General features: G+C 47.8%; 19 protein-coding genes. All 19 read left to right on the top strand.

The annotated features are described in order from the left end of the window. Positions 1-17: 17 nt before the first annotated feature. Complete coding sequence (locus ABD894_RS15785; protein WP_345212027.1) at positions 18-1,082, top strand: hypothetical protein; 1,065 nt, start codon at positions 18-20, stop codon at positions 1,080-1,082. 8 nt (positions 1,083-1,090) lie between these two features. Continuing rightward, positions 1,091-1,447 carry a hypothetical protein gene (locus ABD894_RS15780; protein WP_345212026.1) on the top strand — a complete coding sequence of 119 codons (357 nt, stop codon included), beginning with the start codon at positions 1,091-1,093 and terminating at the stop codon, positions 1,445-1,447. A gap of 3 nt (positions 1,448-1,450) precedes the next feature. Next, entirely contained in the window at positions 1,451-2,005 is a 555-nt protein-coding gene (locus ABD894_RS15775; protein ID WP_345212025.1) for a hypothetical protein, read from the top strand. Position 2,006: 1 nt separating this feature from the next. Next, entirely contained in the window at positions 2,007-2,207 is a 201-nt protein-coding gene (locus ABD894_RS15770) for a hypothetical protein (protein ID WP_345212024.1), read from the top strand. Positions 2,208-2,328: 121 nt separating this feature from the next. Next, positions 2,329-2,661, top strand: coding sequence for a hypothetical protein (locus ABD894_RS15765; protein WP_345212023.1), 333 nt, complete (start codon positions 2,329-2,331; stop codon positions 2,659-2,661). 12 nt (positions 2,662-2,673) lie between these two features. Further along, positions 2,674-3,348, top strand: a complete 675-nt coding sequence (locus ABD894_RS15760; RefSeq protein WP_345212022.1) for a hypothetical protein — start codon at positions 2,674-2,676, stop codon at positions 3,346-3,348. Positions 3,349-3,402: 54 nt separating this feature from the next. Beyond that, on the top strand, positions 3,403-4,059 hold the full coding sequence (locus tag ABD894_RS15755) for a hypothetical protein (protein WP_345212021.1): 657 nt from the start codon (positions 3,403-3,405) through the stop codon (positions 4,057-4,059). After that, complete coding sequence (locus tag ABD894_RS15750) at positions 4,052-4,693, top strand: hypothetical protein (protein ID WP_345212020.1); 642 nt, start codon at positions 4,052-4,054, stop codon at positions 4,691-4,693. Before ABD894_RS15755 ends, ABD894_RS15750 begins: the two co-directional genes overlap by 8 nt. Further along, on the top strand, positions 4,690-6,324 hold the full coding sequence (locus tag ABD894_RS15745; RefSeq protein WP_345212019.1) for a hypothetical protein: 1,635 nt from the start codon (positions 4,690-4,692) through the stop codon (positions 6,322-6,324). Before ABD894_RS15750 ends, ABD894_RS15745 begins: the two co-directional genes overlap by 4 nt. A 260-nt stretch (positions 6,325-6,584) precedes the next feature. Further along, complete coding sequence (locus tag ABD894_RS15740; RefSeq protein ID WP_345212018.1) at positions 6,585-6,884, top strand: hypothetical protein; 300 nt, start codon at positions 6,585-6,587, stop codon at positions 6,882-6,884. Then, a complete protein-coding gene (locus tag ABD894_RS15735; RefSeq protein WP_345212017.1) occupies positions 6,884-8,293 on the top strand; it encodes a hypothetical protein in 1,410 nt (469 codons plus the stop codon). The genes ABD894_RS15740 and ABD894_RS15735 overlap by 1 nt, the downstream gene beginning before the upstream one ends. Continuing rightward, entirely contained in the window at positions 8,254-9,225 is a 972-nt protein-coding gene (locus ABD894_RS15730; protein WP_345212016.1) for a DUF6712 family protein, read from the top strand. The genes ABD894_RS15735 and ABD894_RS15730 overlap by 40 nt, the downstream gene beginning before the upstream one ends. A gap of 1 nt (position 9,226) precedes the next feature. Beyond that, positions 9,227-9,655: a DUF5675 family protein gene (locus ABD894_RS15725; protein WP_345212015.1), complete on the top strand. Its 429-nt coding sequence runs from the start codon at positions 9,227-9,229 to the stop codon at positions 9,653-9,655. A 17-nt stretch (positions 9,656-9,672) separates the two neighbouring features. Beyond that, the gene (locus ABD894_RS15720) at positions 9,673-9,993 is read left to right on the top strand and encodes a hypothetical protein (protein WP_345212014.1); all 321 of its coding nucleotides are present in this window, start codon (positions 9,673-9,675) and stop codon (positions 9,991-9,993) included. Next, positions 9,990-10,796 (top strand): hypothetical protein, encoded by an 807-nt coding sequence (locus ABD894_RS15715; protein ID WP_345212013.1) that lies wholly within the window; start codon positions 9,990-9,992, stop codon positions 10,794-10,796. The genes ABD894_RS15720 and ABD894_RS15715 overlap by 4 nt, the downstream gene beginning before the upstream one ends. Before the next feature lie 3 nt (positions 10,797-10,799). After that, positions 10,800-11,570, top strand: coding sequence for a hypothetical protein (locus ABD894_RS15710; RefSeq protein ID WP_345212012.1), 771 nt, complete (start codon positions 10,800-10,802; stop codon positions 11,568-11,570). Continuing rightward, positions 11,567-12,082 carry a hypothetical protein gene (locus ABD894_RS15705; protein ID WP_345212011.1) on the top strand — a complete coding sequence of 172 codons (516 nt, stop codon included), beginning with the start codon at positions 11,567-11,569 and terminating at the stop codon, positions 12,080-12,082. The genes ABD894_RS15710 and ABD894_RS15705 overlap by 4 nt, the downstream gene beginning before the upstream one ends. 45 nt (positions 12,083-12,127) lie before the next feature. Then, entirely contained in the window at positions 12,128-13,732 is a 1,605-nt protein-coding gene (locus ABD894_RS15700) for a hypothetical protein (protein ID WP_345212010.1), read from the top strand. Positions 13,733-13,734: 2 nt separating this feature from the next. Continuing rightward, positions 13,735-15,115, top strand: a 1,381-nt coding sequence (locus tag ABD894_RS15695) for a hypothetical protein (protein WP_345212009.1), incomplete at its 3' end; no start/stop codon positions are given.

Raw genomic sequence — 15,115 nt, 5'->3', positions numbered from 1 at the left:
TTAAATTAATCTCATACATGAAAACGTCTAAAATTTTACTATTGCTTGCGGCCGCCGCGTTTGTGAGCTTATTTTTAGGGCAAACCTTTGCCAGCTTTTTCGGTAACACGGCATACGCCCTGCCCATTGCAGGTGTGGTGTTCGTTACCTGTTTTATACCCAAAACAAACCACCTGGCATTGTTTGAGGTTACCCCCGATCTGTCGGCATTAACTACGGCCTTTGTGAAGTTTGGCGGCAAGATATTGCGCAAACACGTAAACGAGTTGGAGCTTGGCGACGGTGTAACTATTTACCGTGGTGTAAAGGTGCCGGTGGCAATGACGAAATTAAGCGCAAAAGGCAACCCGAGGCCGTACCGTGAAAACGATGATACCACTGGCAACGGCGCTAAGTTTACCGACCGCACGCTTACCGTGTATCAAAGTAAATGGGATTTTGATGTTGACCCGGAACAATTCCGCAACAAATATTTGAACGACGTTACCGGTGCACCTTTCTACCAGTACATACTGGATCAGGTAGGTACCGAATACATGGCCGCCATTAACGACAGCGTGTTATTCAATGGCGTTTATAACGCTACCGGCACCACTGCTGCCGCTATAGCTAACGGTTGGAATACGCTATTTAAAGCTTTGGTTACTGCCACTACGTTGGTTCCTAAAGTAGTTGGCGCCATCACCGGTGCTAACGCGGTTACCAAAGTAGAAACGTTTGCATCGGCACAGCCTGCATGGTGGAGGAAAAAAGGTTTCGTGATCAAATGTTCATACGCCACTTTTGATGCCTACAAAACCCACTACCGCACGCTGAACGGCTTCGGCTTTCAGCCCCGCGCAAATGGCGAGTACTACCTTGACGGTTTTAAAGATGTTAGGTTGCAGCCGGTAAGCTGGATACCTAACGATGGTTTGTTAGGGGTAGTTTACGATGCACTTGCTTTCGGTACCGATGGCGACCGTATACAGGTGGCTGCATCTACCCGTCGTAACATTATTGAGGTTCGTTTAATGATGCCGGTTGGTTTAGAAATCGAAGACATCGACTGCATCTCGGTATCTGATAACCTTGTAGCATAAGCACAGCAATGGCAAAAGCAAAAAAAATAGCAGTAGCGGCACCAGGTGCCACTACTGTAAAACATACCATTACCCAGGAGGATTTGGATAACAACCCCGACCTGGTAACCAATGGCGTAAAAGTGGGCGACGAGGTAGACATTGAAGCCCCAAAGGCCGCAGCGAAGCCAAAGGCTTCCGCCGCGGATGGTGACATCGTAGAGGTTGATGGAAAAACCGTTCGCGTGAAGTTCGGCGTTAACATACCCGATATGGGTAAAACCTACACCAAGGAAGAACTGGTGCAGGATGCCGAGGTTGTTGCCTACCTGCTTGAAGTAGGTTCGGGCGCAGTAGAAGTTGTTAAACCCTCAAAAGAAGACTAAGCCATGGGAGAATATTCAAACGTAGTTTTAAACGGCCTTACTCATGATGATGGGGCCGAGAACCCGGGCGGCGTTGCCGAGCTGGCGTATATACTGTTGTATAACGATCTGTTGGCTATTCAGGAACCGGTGCCGAGCACTACCCCTGAAAGTATCTTGACCATCACTACCGCCCACACCATGAAAACTGGCAAATCGCCCATACAGGCGTTTACCGTGATGGAAAAGTCGGACTATGAATCGGCTTTGGAGGGGGAGATCTACAGCAAGATGTTTAACCCCAACCTTACCATATTTTTACCGCAGCCAAGCGATAACAATGCTGCCGCCTTTTCGGTGATCAAAAACGCCCGCATGCTGGTGCTGTTTAAACGCTCATCGGCCGGTGCAAACTTTTACCAAATTGGCAGCAAGTTTTTAATGGCCAAGGTGAAGGAAGGCAGTGTGAAATTCGGCAAGGGGCCAACCGGTGAGCCGGGCGTAACCTTTGTGGTGGAAAGCCACAGCGTGCAGCCGTTTTTTAAATACACCGCGGTATTACCGGTAACCGGCGCATAACATGGCTAAGGAAAAGGAAAAAGGCGAAGCGGCCGAAAACCCGCACCTTAACCCCGCCCTGGCAGGCAAGTACCGCATAGTGGGTACGCATTGCCCGGTCATCCTGAATACCACCATTGGCGATATCGACTTTCGTACCCTTACGGAAGAACAAGCCGAGCAACTGGTAGCCGATGGGATGATCTATATTGAGAGAGTTTAGGTTTATTGTAATATAGTTGGTTTAATTAGGTTTATTGATGAGAAAGTCCCGCGGTAGCCTGCGGGGCTTTTTTTTGTAACCTGTTATAGCTACCTTGCGTTAAAATACTTATAACCATATCATGAGAAAAACTCTACTATTAGCCTTAGCCGCTACATTCGCTTTGGCCGCCTGCACTAAAGAGAAAACCTGTTACGATTGTGCCCTTGAAACCGTTAACTATCCCGATATTGCCGACAGCCTTAAATACCAACAGGTAACCCAGCAAATACCGTTTGAACAATGCTTGCGTGAGCCGGGTGATCTGAAAGATGTAACCAAAACCACACGAACCTTATATACGGTTGATAAGGATACCATCATACGCAACGGGGTTGTGGTTGATCTGGTAGGTGGTAAAATGATTTCTGTTACCCGTACTACTTGCGATAGGAATAATCACACCGTAAAATAGATTTAAATAATAATGAGCGATTGGGGAGAATTTTTTGGAGCTTTAGTCGGAGATAGAACTTTCAGGCGTATTTTGCGCATGTCGCTCATTGTTTTAATTGTTGTGTTTATTATGGCTAGCGGCTTCTTTTTTTATAGGGCCTATAAAGGATATCCTGCAAAGTTTTTATTTGGTTTGATTGAATTAGGTGATACCAAAGCAGATACTGTGTATAGGCATATTGTGGGTAAAAAAGATACTGTTTTTGAAAAGGTTTTTGTCGATGCTAAAACTCAAAAAACATATAGGCGAAACTCAAACCCTAACATAAAAAACGATTCTGTCCCTCGAAATCATACTACGTCTTCGGGTTCCAACGCTCATATAGTGAATGGAAATGGCAACTCGGTAGGCGTAAATGGGGATGTTATAAACGGCATCAAACAAAGACATTTAAATAATGAAGTTGCGCAATATTTGATCAACACTTTGCCAAATAAAACAGAGCCAATGCAAATGTTATTTGCTTATGATAAAGAAACAATGACTTACGCTACTGAAGTGTATAATTTTCTAATTCAACAAGGATATACCAATATTACACCGAGCAAATGGCTTGACCCTGATGGGTACGATAAGATAAATGTTATCAAAGAGGCAAACACGCCACCGTCGATAAGAATTTATCCCGCAAGTAACGTTCAATAGCAATTTTCTTTCCCTGTCCTTTTTTAGGGGGGCTGTTTTGTGGTGTTTTGTGGCATGCAAACAGTTGCTGCGTGGTTACAAAATGGCACTTATGAACAGGGTGTGCTGCTTTATGAGCAGCATGGCAGCAACTCGTTTTTAAAGCAAAAATTCGCTACAGGCCCCAACGATTATAACGTTGCCAAGCTTCGGGAAGAACTGTTGAAGATCCGTGGGGAGGATTCAGGTTCGGGTGGCGAGCGTGAGCAGACTGCGTTTTTACAGAAGCCTGAAACCCCGAACCCGGCAACGCCCCCCGCAACTCCTACCCCCGAGAACGCCAAGCGATACCTGCAAATTACCAAGCAGCGTAATAAGCTATACTTAGAGCTTAACATGCTCATGGAGCAAAAGCACTATTTGCCCGATGGCGAAGAACTTCGCTTGTGTGCCGCGGGTATCCTTACCAAGCATCAAAAAATTACCGAACTGTGGGCGCTTATTGATTACTACCAGGAGCATCAATGTTTCCCGGATGATGAGGTGGAAGCCAAGCCTAAGCCACCGCTTAAAAAAGAAATGCAGTTGCTTCGGCAAACCATCAGCAAGGCTAAGAAACGCCTTGAATCGCCTACCTGCCGCGATAAAGTACAAACCGAAAGCTTGCTGGCCATCAGTCGAAATAAACTCGCCCAATTGGTCGCGATAGCTAAAAATAAGCCTCATGAATAAGGTTATCAAAGCAAGCGACATTAAGGGCGATACCGCTTACGATATTATCCTGCGGGCATGGCTTGATCACAAGGTGGAGGCACTTGCTTTGGATAAGCAGCAGATGCTGGAACGCTGGCGGATGATCGATAAACTGATCAGGCAGGGCGAGGTGGTACGCAAGGTGAACGATGCTGGTGATTTGGAAGACCAGCATGTGCGGTACAACTTCAGCAGCCTTGTGGAGTGGATAAGGCAGGGTTACAACGTGTCTGCCCGCACAGCTTACGAAGACATTAAGAACGCCAAACGCTTTTTTTTATGCTGCGAGGGCACTACTGATGTGGAGTACTCGCGGGGTGTGCAGATTGAGTGGGGCGAGATGATGATGTTTAAGGCTTTTGAGAGCGGCGATTTTTCGAGCGCTTCAAAGTTTTACAAGGAATTGAACAAGATCAAAGGCCTGCACGATCAGCGCTTAGACCTGCCTAATTACGATGAGTTTGTGCCGCCATCGTTCGTGATCACTTCCGACCCTACAGAACTTGGTTTTGAGAAAATTGAAAATAAAGACGAGATAGTTGCCCGCATATTAAGCGAAAAACGAAACGGGTTTATCGATAATGAGGCCGAAGACGCGGAGGTGATAGAATGACCGATATCCGTAAAATTTGGCTCAATCAGCCGCAGCGTGAAGCCTTTTTAATCAGGGCACACGAACATTACCACGTTTGGGGACGCGGTACCGGTAAAACCGAGGGGCCTATCGCTTTACGCTCCATACACAACCAAAATGCCATGCCTAAGGGCGCTACCGGCATGGTGGCGGCCACTTACATGCAAATACTTACCCGTACGCTCCCGCCACTCGAAAAGGCATGGCAGCGTTACGGGTATATGCCCGATGTGCATTATTGGGTTGGCAAATTCCCGCCTAAAAACCTGAAAATTCCCCGTGCCATTTATCACCCGCGATCTGCCGAGCATTGCGTGTTTTGGTGGAACGGCCATGTACGCCACTTTATGAGCCTTGACAGGCCGGGATTATCCAACGGTAAAACGGTGGATTCAATTGATGGTGATGAGGCGCGTTTTTTAAACTACAGCAGGTACTTGGACGATATTGCGCCAACCAATCGTGGTAACCGCGAAATATTCGGGCACCTCGCAGAGCACCACTCGGTAACTTTCTGTACGGATATGCCTGCCGATCAGTCGGGCAAATGGATACTCGATAAAGAGCGAGAGGTTGATAAGGCGTTGATTACGCAGATACTCAACATTCAGTTGGCCTACAACGATATTGAACTGGAATGCTACCACCCACGCACCACACCGGCACGTAAGGTGTATTTAAAGCGCAAGATGCGTGATTATGCCTATGTGTTGAATGAGCTGCGCAAAGGGGCTGTGTTCTACTCGGAGGCTACCAGTTTAGCCAATATTGAAACGTTAGGTGAAGAACAGTTTAGGCAATGGAAGCGAGAAATGAAGCCCGCTGTGTACGAACGGGCTGTGCTCAACAAGCGTATTATTCAGGTTGATAAGGGCTTCTACCCGCTGCTCGATCTTGAACGCCACACGTATGACGCGTTTGATTATGGATACATTGATAACAATGTGATCTACCTAAGGCAAAAAGGGTTTGAACCGGATTGCAGGTGTGATGCTGACGTTAACAAGGCTAAGCCTATTGATATAGCGTTCGACTGTAACGGGTACTTCAACTGCTGCTGCATAGGCCAGGAGGGCACTAACGAGTACCGCTACCTCAACGCCTTCTATGTTAAGGATGAAGACAGGCTGGAAGAACTATGCCAAAAGGTGATTGCCTACTACCGTTACCACCCTACCAAGGTGATCAACGTTTACTATGATCATACCTTCGTTGGCACCGATTCAACCCGTGTGTTCAGCTATGCCGACCTGATACAAAAGGCTTTCATTACGAAAGGGTGGCGCGTTACCATGCTGCACATTGGCCAGCAGCCTAAGCACGATACCAGGTACCGCATGTGGGGTGCCGTACTAAAGGAAGATGATCGGCGTATAGTAAGGGTTAGGTTGAATAAGTCCAATTGTGCGCAGATGCTGGTAGCCCTGCAACGTGCGGCCGTGCGCCAAGGTAGTAAGGGCTTTGAGAAAGACAAGCGCGACGAAAGCCGCATCCACACTGTGCCATCAGAGGAGGCGACCCACTTCACTGATGCCTTCGACACCCTATACATAGGGAAATACAAGCACCAAATAGGCTACAGCCTCCCCATCACCGACATGCTGATGTAAAAGCGTGAACGATAAAAACCGAGTTGCGAAAAAGTGTGAGCAAAAAAAATGGGGTAGGTCGATATCGCATTTTTTCGAAAAACGCTTTCCCTGTCGCGATAGTGCGTGGCGTGCTCAATCGCGCGAAAATGTAAGTAGAAAAAGCAGTTTTGGCAGCTAAGTAAATCGGTATCAAAAAATTATGGATTTTTTGGCTGCAAAGAAATGTGTAGGGATTAGCTGTCCTTTATTTCCGTGTGGGGAATGAGAATTTTTGTTGTATGGAAATCATCAGGGTTAATGAGATGCTTGCTGTTATGGAAATGAAGGGGGCCGATGGCTTGCCGATTCCGTGGAGCGGACGTTTTATTGAACTGAACCTGAAGGCGGGTACCGGTGGCAAACGCATATCGGTTAAGAACGTGGTTTTGCTGGGTGGCGGGCAAAGTAAGAGCAACTACCGAAACCCTAACCACTATCAAAACTTTACCCGCAATTTCCGCTCAATTAATAATCAGGAGATACGGAAGTTTCACCCGCTGCTGATGGAAACGTTTAACGATATGAGGGTGGTATTGTAATGGAAGATCTTTTATTTGCCAACGATATCGCTTACCTGCCCGGAATTAAAGCCGCGGTACATACCGGCAGCACCGCCAAAGTTGGCAAAGCCGTTGCTTCATCTTACACCCCGGCAGTTACTGCCGATTCACCCGCTATTTACGATTTAGGGAACATTCAGGATATCGCCTATTGGGGCGATGCCAATACCTTCCCGCAGGATATTATCGCACTCGCGGAAAAAAGCACGGAGTTGCCTTCGCTACTTGACTGGAAAGCGCGGGCGGCTCAAGGTGCAATGATACTGCCTTACGAACGCTACTACGACGAGGCCACCAATGAATGGAAAGAGCGCCCGATCACCGACCCGACTATTGTCAACTTCTTTCTTTCGGAAACTACCAAGCGATACTATCGCGAAGCATACACGGATTTTTATTGGTTTTGGAATGTATTTCCCGACCTGATAAAAAACGACGAGGGCAATAAGATCGCCTACATCGGCACGCATGAAGCGAGTTGGTGCAGGTGGTATAAGATGAACCCGAAAGGGATCATCGAAAAGATGGCGCTGTCTTCGCAGTGGGCTTCGGGTATCTTCGACGATAAGGGGCCTTACGGCATGAAGCTGGATGTAGTGAACCCGTACGACTGGAACCTGGTAGAGAGCCTTAAAAAAAACGATAAGATAAAAAGGTTTGTGTACCCGGTTTCCTATCCGTCACCGGGCAAAGCCTACTACCAGTTGGCCCCGTGGGATGGTATCCGTACTTCGGGGTGGCTGGCGCTGGCCGCGCAAATTCCTGCCTTTAAAAAGGCGATCATGGAAAATCAGATGCACATTAAGTATCTGATACGCATCCCTACCAATTACTGGCCTGCGGTATATCCCGAGTGGGATTCGCTTAAGCCGGAAGAAAAAACCGCCAAGAAAAAATTGAAGCTTGATGAGATCAACCTTAAGCTGACCAATGTTGAGAACGCCGGCAAATCCATACTTAATGAAGTGGGTTACGATGTTAACGGCGAAAAGCTACCAGGTTGGGATATTGACGTTATTGACGATAAGCTAAAGGACGGTGCTTACATTGAAGATTCGCAGGAAGCTTCAGCGCACTTGCTAAGGGCTTTGGGGTTGGATGGCACTTTGGTGGGCAGCGGCCCCGGGCGAAACCTGAACGCTGGCGGAGGTTCAGACAAGCTCATCGCATTTAATATGTATTGCGCCTTGTTAGGCCCGCAGCGACAGGTGGTTGATGAGCCTGTTTATTTCATCGCCCGGTACAACGGTTGGTACGAATCGCACCCTTTCTTTTTCATCAAAACAATTGAAGCCTCACCGCAGGCATTGGATACATCACGCAAGGTTTCACAACAAGTACAGGAACAATGGCCAGCCAAAGACTCATCAACAGCACCGAAGAATTAAAAAGCGTGGTCGGGGCGGTGCAGTCCGATCTCGTTTTTGAGGCCATCCAGTCGTTTGTGGACGATGCGGAGATCAACCACATTATTCCCGCCATCGGGTACCCGCTTTACGACGCTTTGCGGGAGCCAACAACCGACATTAAGAAGATCCGCGCGCTGATGCTGTTGCGAAAAGCCGTGGCGAACTTCGCTATACATTATTACGTTGCTTTCGGGAGTGTGCAGATCAGTGAATCGGGCATATTCGTTACTAAAACAGATCGTGTGCTGCCTGCATCCGATAAAAAAACGCTTCAACTGCGTTTGCAAAGCCGCGCTGATGGGTTCAAGGGATTGGAGGCGGCTATTATCTACCTCGAAAGCAACCTTAACGACTTCGCCGAATACGCGAACGATGTAGCCCATGCTCAAAACACCCGCCTGTACACCAATACATGTGCCGAATTTTCGCAGGGCTTTGATCTGCATGGCAACGTGGAGGCCTTTACCCGCTTTAAGTTCGTGATTGAAACCGTTGAGCAGAATTACATTGACAACCTGCTGGGTTCAACGCTTACTACGGCATTGCGGTCGGCGGTTTTGAATAATACCGCCTCTGCCGATCAGAAAAAACTTTTGGCCAAGATCGCAAGGGTTACCCCGCTGCTCACCGTTGCCGAGGCTATCCCGTACCGGTTGGTAGAATTTGATAACAGCGGCATGATCACCAGTTCAATAGTGAGCAATGGCGATAATGTGGAGGCCAGCACGGCGGGGGATATGAAACGCTTGCAGGCTTTGATGAACGCTACCCTGCAAAAGGGGCTTTCGCAACTGGCAATACTAACCAAATGGCTTAATGATAACGCGGGCTTGTTTCCGGGTTATGCTACCAGTGACCTAAGCGCCAACAGCAAGCTGAACGACGAAGAACGAGGGGTATATTTTATTTAAAATGGAACTAAAACTTACAAGGAAGATAAGGACATACGTGTCAACCATCGGCATATTAAGCATCGATGGCGTACAGGAATGCTATACATTGGAAGACCTGGACAGGGGATTAAAGCAAAGCCAGCCATTAGCCGAGATAAAAGCTAATAAGGTTTTCGGCAAAACCTGCATACCGGCAGGGCGTTACGAGGTGATTTTGAACTATAGCAACAAGTACAAACGCTTTATGCCTTTGCTGCTGAACGTCATGGGCTTTGAGGGTATCCGCATACACTCGGGCAATAAGGCGGAAGATACCGAAGGGTGCATTTTGCTTGGTTCGGGAAGGGGTGCCGACTGGATCAGCAGTAGCAGGGAGGCCGTGGCGGCGTTTATGACGAAGCTGGAAGCTGCCATAAAAACCCAAAAAGTGTACATCACGATAGAGTAACCGATCACAAAACAATAATGAATACCCCTAACGACGACGAATTAGAAAAAGCCCGAAAGTTCCCCTGGCAGTGGCTTGTGTTCATCCTTTTCGGGGTGATTGGCTACTTATTTAAGGAGTACCAGGTAAAAGACCTTGTGGGTGATGATGGTTGTAAAGAACGCGTGGCCACGCTGTTGAAGGTGATCCCTAAAAAAGACAGCCTGATCGGGTACTGGCAGAGTAAATACCTCAACGAGGTGGAAAGCAATATGAAGTATTTCAAAAACTTAGATAGTAGTAACCGACAAACATTGCAGGAGCCAGCGAAAGCACTGCTTAAAAAAATCAAAGAATGAAAAAATACCGTTTAACATGGACACTTAGCGCGCTTTTGATAGGTGCTGTTTGCTGGGCTGTTTGGGAGCGAACCAATCGCATTGATAACCCGGTAGTGATTTTTAAAGGTACCGGCGACATTACGGCACCTACCGTGAAAACTTATACCGATTCAACCGGCGCGCATCATACAGTGGTGCAGGCCAGTAATTCGGCCATTACCAAAAAGCAGCTGCAGGAACACGGGGCAAAGTCGATACCTACGGTAGACAGCTCGGCCAAAATCATGAACATTGCTGCCAACAAGATCGACGAACTTACACAGGTTAACAGCCGGTTACGTGCCGACAGCCTCAAAGCACATCGTACCATCGTTGAAAAAGACCGTGCTATCATTTATTATAAAGATAAGTGGGCGCAAATTGCTTACCACCCGCCCGTTAATACAGCCGACACCAGCGACCAGGGTACCTTCGACCTGCAATACGATGCCGATATAAAAATTGTGAAATACTGGCAGCGTAAACGCGTGCTGGGTTTGCCCATTGGTGCCCGCAAAAGCTTTTTGGATATCTCCAGCAGCGACCCGCGTTTTACCATCAGGGGTGTTAAACACTACGTTGCCGAGCAGCCCGAGCCGTCTTTTGGATTACGGTTGCAGGCGGTGAGTAACTATAGCTTTTCGCGCAAGCTTTTGAATGTTGGCCCCGGCTTGCAGTTTGACTTTAAGCGGTTCAGCTTAGTGGGTAGTTACTTTTACGATTTCGATTCAAACCAATGGCGGCCTACTATCGGCGCAAGGTATGATCTGATAAGGTTGTAAGCCATGAACCACATTAGCTTCACTCACCAGGGCAAGTTTCACGCGTTCGCAGGGCCATCCAAATGGAACGAGGTAACGGCGGGGCAATTGCTTGCGTGGCTGAATGTGCTCTATGCTAATGACGATGAAGAAGCCAAACTGGCCAAGGCGGTGCCTGTGTTTTATGGCATCGGGAGCAAGTTGTACAAGGCTATCCGTCCATACCAACGCCTGCAAATAGCGCCTACGCTGCGCGGGTTATTCAGCGAAAACAAGCTCGATGTGTGGTTGATGCCATCTTTCAGGCTTCGGTTTAAAAAATATTATGGCCCTGCTGATAAGTTAAGCAACCTCACGGCCGACGAGTTTTTCAACTACTGTGAGCCGCTTTACTGGCAGTATAAGGCCACTAACGACGAAGCCAAACTAAACGCCCTGTGCGCTGTGCTTTACCGCCCCAAACGAAAAGGAGCAGTGAACGATGATATCAGGGAACCAATTACCGAGGCGGGTATAGCCAAACGGGCGAGGCTGTTTAAAAAGTTGCCGCTCGGGTATAAGCTGGCCATTTACTTTAACTATACCGGTTGCCGCAACTTCGTGACCGGCATGCATGCCAAAGCCTTTGATAAGGGTAGCGGGGAGAGTAAAAAGCGTGGCGACGTAACCCTTTCTGTAGCAGGTGGCCCGCTCGGAAACCATACCGAAACCAAAAAAACCAACCTATACACTTTTCTGCTGCACCTGGTGAACCTGATTGAGCAGGAAGATGAACTCAAACGCAAAATGAAATGATCACCGAAACTGCTTACATCGCTTACTTTACCTCGCTGGCCGAAAAGCACAATCAAATAATGCACGGCGTTGATGGCCGTGCCGCTTTTTTCTACATCCCGATAGAAATGGATTTGACCGAGATCGATAACGCGATCAGGGCAAATAAGTCGGTACCGCTGATGGCGCTGGATGCCCTGCACGGTTCGTTCGATGATAACCAAAGCGACCGCCACCTGCAAACGGTGGCCGGGCAGTTCACCATACTGGATAAAGCGGCTGTGGGCAAACAGGAAAGTATACGAGCAGTGCAGGATAGCTGCCTGAAAATAGGCATGCAGATCTTACAGCGTATGAAAGTGGAACTTCGTTCGGGCGAACTGATGGCCAATGGCACTCGCTTTACTATCCACAACGTGCAGTACGATCCGGTTGGGCCAATGGAGGTAGCGCATTATGGCTACACCTTCCGCTATACAATTACCTGTCCTTTCGTTTTAACCGTTGATAACGGAAATTGGCTTGATAAATAAGCACCAAAGCATGGTGTATAACGCAAAACGACACGTATCGCCATTATGCCGGTTACACTCAATCAAGCCCCTCCAAAACTCGCGTTTAGCCGCAACCACTTGCTGGTGAAGCTGCAAAGCGACGATTTCAGGGATACCTACGGCAGTCCGGCTGCAAATTACCTGCGCTTTAATAGCGCGATAGCGGCGGGTGTGGTGTTCAGCCTGAACTGGTCGGGCGCAAATGTCATTTTTACGGCGGCAACTTCACCTACCGGCAGCAACCAGTTCCCTACAGGCGATGGTGGCGCGGCTTACGTGCAGTCGCTCATTCCTTACGTACTGGCCAATTATTATGTGAGGCGTGATTTCACCGTTTCGTATAGCCTTTATCTCGGCCAGCACACGCTTGTTTTTACCGCGAAAGAATACGGCACGAAGTATAATATTGCCACATTCACCGCTTCCAGCATAGCGCTTAACCGCACTAACGGTGTAGATGAAGTGCTAAAGCCTAACTTCGCCCATCCTTTGCAGGTGTGGCTTAAAGATGTTGGCGAGGTAAATATTTACGAGCGCAACCTTAACCTTGATTTCCCGCTTACCGGTATCACTACCAAAGATATCAGCGATATTTTGCACACCTACCTCGATTACGATATCCCCGCGCTGAATACGGCGTGGCAAGCATGCCCCAATTCGGTTAAAAATTACTTTTTGGTGTACGGGCAATACTACGGCGACACGCCCGACTTTAAGCGGATGTATCAAAGCGATACTTACACCATTAGCCTGGGCGGGTATAGCAATAAGGCGCTTTCGCGGATCAGTGATGCCAACCATTTTCAAAACTACCTGTTGCCCGCACCCGAACTATACAAACAGCAACGCTGGTTTGAAACCTTCCCGATTGATAACGTGGAGGTGAAGACCAACCAACAGCAGTTTTTGTACTTTATGAACATGCGCGATGCTGCCGAAACGCTGGCTATTAAAGTCGGGTTGATTTTTTCGGATGGCACCACACAAGATATTACCATCGCGGGCGGACTGGTTTTGCCACGCCAAAAGGTATGCATAGGCTGCGGCTACCAGCAGTTGGGGCTTACCGCCTACAATTCCATTGAAAAGCCGGTTACCGCTTACGTGGTGCAACTGGTGGAAATTATTTCGGGCGAAAGCCGATCGAAAACAAAAACCTTCAACGTGAACCGCACATACGAACCCTTCACACGGTACATCATTTACAGCGACAGCGCAGGCAATTTCAAAACCTTGCGCGCGTACGGTAAATCGCAGGTAACGGCCGAGGTGGAAAGCAGCGAGGCCGAGCGTTACGACAGCATCGACACCCCCAAACAGGGCAACATTACGCGCTATGACGTGCGCATTACCGAAAGTGACGAACTGAACAGCGGGTACCTAAGCGGCAACCTCGATGATTTGCAGGATCTGCTACTTGCCCGTTACGCATTCCGCGTGTTTGGCGAAACGCTGGTGCCCATCATCATTAACAACAAAAAAGCAGCACTCAAAGCAGACGCTCAAAACCTCACCGCTTTAAAAATTGAATATAGCCTTGCATTCCACGAGAAAAATTATACAGGCAGCACCGGCGAATTGGTCGTGCCGCAACTCAATCAACCACAACAAGCAATAAATGATATATAGCCATGCCTGAAAACGAAGGATCTAATACAGGAACTATAGAGGAGTTAAAAAAGTACTTTTTTGAAAAAGGACAAACGCTTTCCACACAAGAAATTGTTGCGCTTTTAGCCACAGCCACCACTGCAGATAAAGGTTGGACTGATGTTGATTTCGATCCAGGTGTACCTGCCGGGTTCGAAATGTATCACGCTAAACCAGGGACTTACCCCTTTTTTAAGGATGGGAACGGAGATCCTATAGTAATACCCGAAAAGGACGGGGACGATTATATTGCTGACGCGACAATATCTTATAATGGGGCTTTTTGGGTGTCAAATTGGACAATGTTTAGCGTTGATTTTAATCCGGATGAATTTGCCACAAAGGAGGAGGTAGACCCAATATCTGCGGAAATAGATGCGTTGAACTTGGTGCTGCAAACTAAGGATCTTCCTGCGGGAGTTAGTGGCTTGTTCCGTAGTGGAAGTAAGGTTAATGCTCAAATATTAACCGGGGGCGAATTTGAGTTTGCTAAGGCCATCATCCATGAGCTTCAGCTATTAAACCCGCTATTGCTTGACAACCTTAATATTGATAACGGTTTTCGTATTGTAGCAAACCCGGCTGTGCGTGGTTTGGCCATAGTTGATTCCAAAAACCGGGCAATATTGCACTTTGATGAAAATATGCGATTGCAGACTTTGCCACCGCTTGTGAAGCCATCTGATTTATATATCCCTGCTGAAAGGGTAATGATTGAGGGGGACGGTCAAAGCAATTCCGTTGCTGCCCGCGCAACGCCTCCGTTATCAATTGTGCCGGAAGGTAATGCAGAAATGTTCAATAGTGGCGTAAGGACACAAGATGTAACTGACCCTGCTTTGCGGTATACCAGCATAGTGCCTTTGATCGAAGCGGCCAGCCCTGACGGAAGTTTGGGAGAAACCAGTTTGACGAGTTTAACGAGGAACTTGGCAGCCTCATTGCTGAAAAGCACCGGGCTTACAACGGCTGATTTGGGATTTTCCATGTTTGTTTCGGCACCTGGTGAAACCGGTAGAAGCTTGGCAAACTTAGATGTGGGGTCCTCCTATTTCACACGTGGTATTACAGATGTTCAAAAAGCAAAGGAGTTTTCTGTTGCGCAAAATAAAACATTTGCAATGATAGCTGTATGCTGGAAGCAAGGCGAGCAGGATATGACTTTGGGTACTACGATTGCTGATTATAAAACAAGATTTACGGCTTATATAGCCAGCAAAAGAGCCGCAATAAAGGCGGCTTCCGGCCAAACCTTTGATCCAATCTATGTCATTTGGCAAGTTGCGTCACATAATGGGCGTAATGTCGATACCGGCAACTATCCAACGATTGCACTGGCGCACGAAGAGGTAGCAAACACGG

The sequence above is a fragment of the Mucilaginibacter gynuensis genome (assembly GCF_039541195.1).
Lineage (GTDB): Bacteria > Bacteroidota > Bacteroidia > Sphingobacteriales > Sphingobacteriaceae > Mucilaginibacter > Mucilaginibacter gynuensis.
This window is presented reverse-complemented; position numbering and strand designations above follow the sequence as displayed.

Excerpts from the sequence above, each read along its gene's own strand:
- ABD894_RS15785 (WP_345212027.1), top strand. The coding sequence starts at position 18 with ATGAAAACGTCTAAAATTTTACTATTGCTTGCGGCCGCCGCGTTTGTG.
- ABD894_RS15780 (WP_345212026.1), top strand. The coding sequence starts at position 1,091 with ATGGCAAAAGCAAAAAAAATAGCAGTAGCGGCACCAGGTGCCACTACT.
- ABD894_RS15775 (WP_345212025.1), top strand. The coding sequence starts at position 1,451 with ATGGGAGAATATTCAAACGTAGTTTTAAACGGCCTTACTCATGATGAT.
- ABD894_RS15770 (WP_345212024.1), top strand. The coding sequence starts at position 2,007 with ATGGCTAAGGAAAAGGAAAAAGGCGAAGCGGCCGAAAACCCGCACCTT.
- ABD894_RS15765 (WP_345212023.1), top strand. The coding sequence starts at position 2,329 with ATGAGAAAAACTCTACTATTAGCCTTAGCCGCTACATTCGCTTTGGCC.
- ABD894_RS15760 (WP_345212022.1), top strand. The coding sequence starts at position 2,674 with ATGAGCGATTGGGGAGAATTTTTTGGAGCTTTAGTCGGAGATAGAACT.
- ABD894_RS15755 (WP_345212021.1), top strand. The coding sequence starts at position 3,403 with ATGCAAACAGTTGCTGCGTGGTTACAAAATGGCACTTATGAACAGGGT.
- ABD894_RS15750 (WP_345212020.1), top strand. The coding sequence starts at position 4,052 with ATGAATAAGGTTATCAAAGCAAGCGACATTAAGGGCGATACCGCTTAC.
- ABD894_RS15745 (WP_345212019.1), top strand. The coding sequence starts at position 4,690 with ATGACCGATATCCGTAAAATTTGGCTCAATCAGCCGCAGCGTGAAGCC.
- ABD894_RS15740 (WP_345212018.1), top strand. The coding sequence starts at position 6,585 with ATGGAAATCATCAGGGTTAATGAGATGCTTGCTGTTATGGAAATGAAG.
- ABD894_RS15735 (WP_345212017.1), top strand. The coding sequence starts at position 6,884 with ATGGAAGATCTTTTATTTGCCAACGATATCGCTTACCTGCCCGGAATT.
- ABD894_RS15730 (WP_345212016.1), top strand. The coding sequence starts at position 8,254 with ATGGCCAGCCAAAGACTCATCAACAGCACCGAAGAATTAAAAAGCGTG.
- ABD894_RS15725 (WP_345212015.1), top strand. The coding sequence starts at position 9,227 with ATGGAACTAAAACTTACAAGGAAGATAAGGACATACGTGTCAACCATC.
- ABD894_RS15720 (WP_345212014.1), top strand. The coding sequence starts at position 9,673 with ATGAATACCCCTAACGACGACGAATTAGAAAAAGCCCGAAAGTTCCCC.
- ABD894_RS15715 (WP_345212013.1), top strand. The coding sequence starts at position 9,990 with ATGAAAAAATACCGTTTAACATGGACACTTAGCGCGCTTTTGATAGGT.
- ABD894_RS15710 (WP_345212012.1), top strand. The coding sequence starts at position 10,800 with ATGAACCACATTAGCTTCACTCACCAGGGCAAGTTTCACGCGTTCGCA.
- ABD894_RS15705 (WP_345212011.1), top strand. The coding sequence starts at position 11,567 with ATGATCACCGAAACTGCTTACATCGCTTACTTTACCTCGCTGGCCGAA.
- ABD894_RS15700 (WP_345212010.1), top strand. The coding sequence starts at position 12,128 with ATGCCGGTTACACTCAATCAAGCCCCTCCAAAACTCGCGTTTAGCCGC.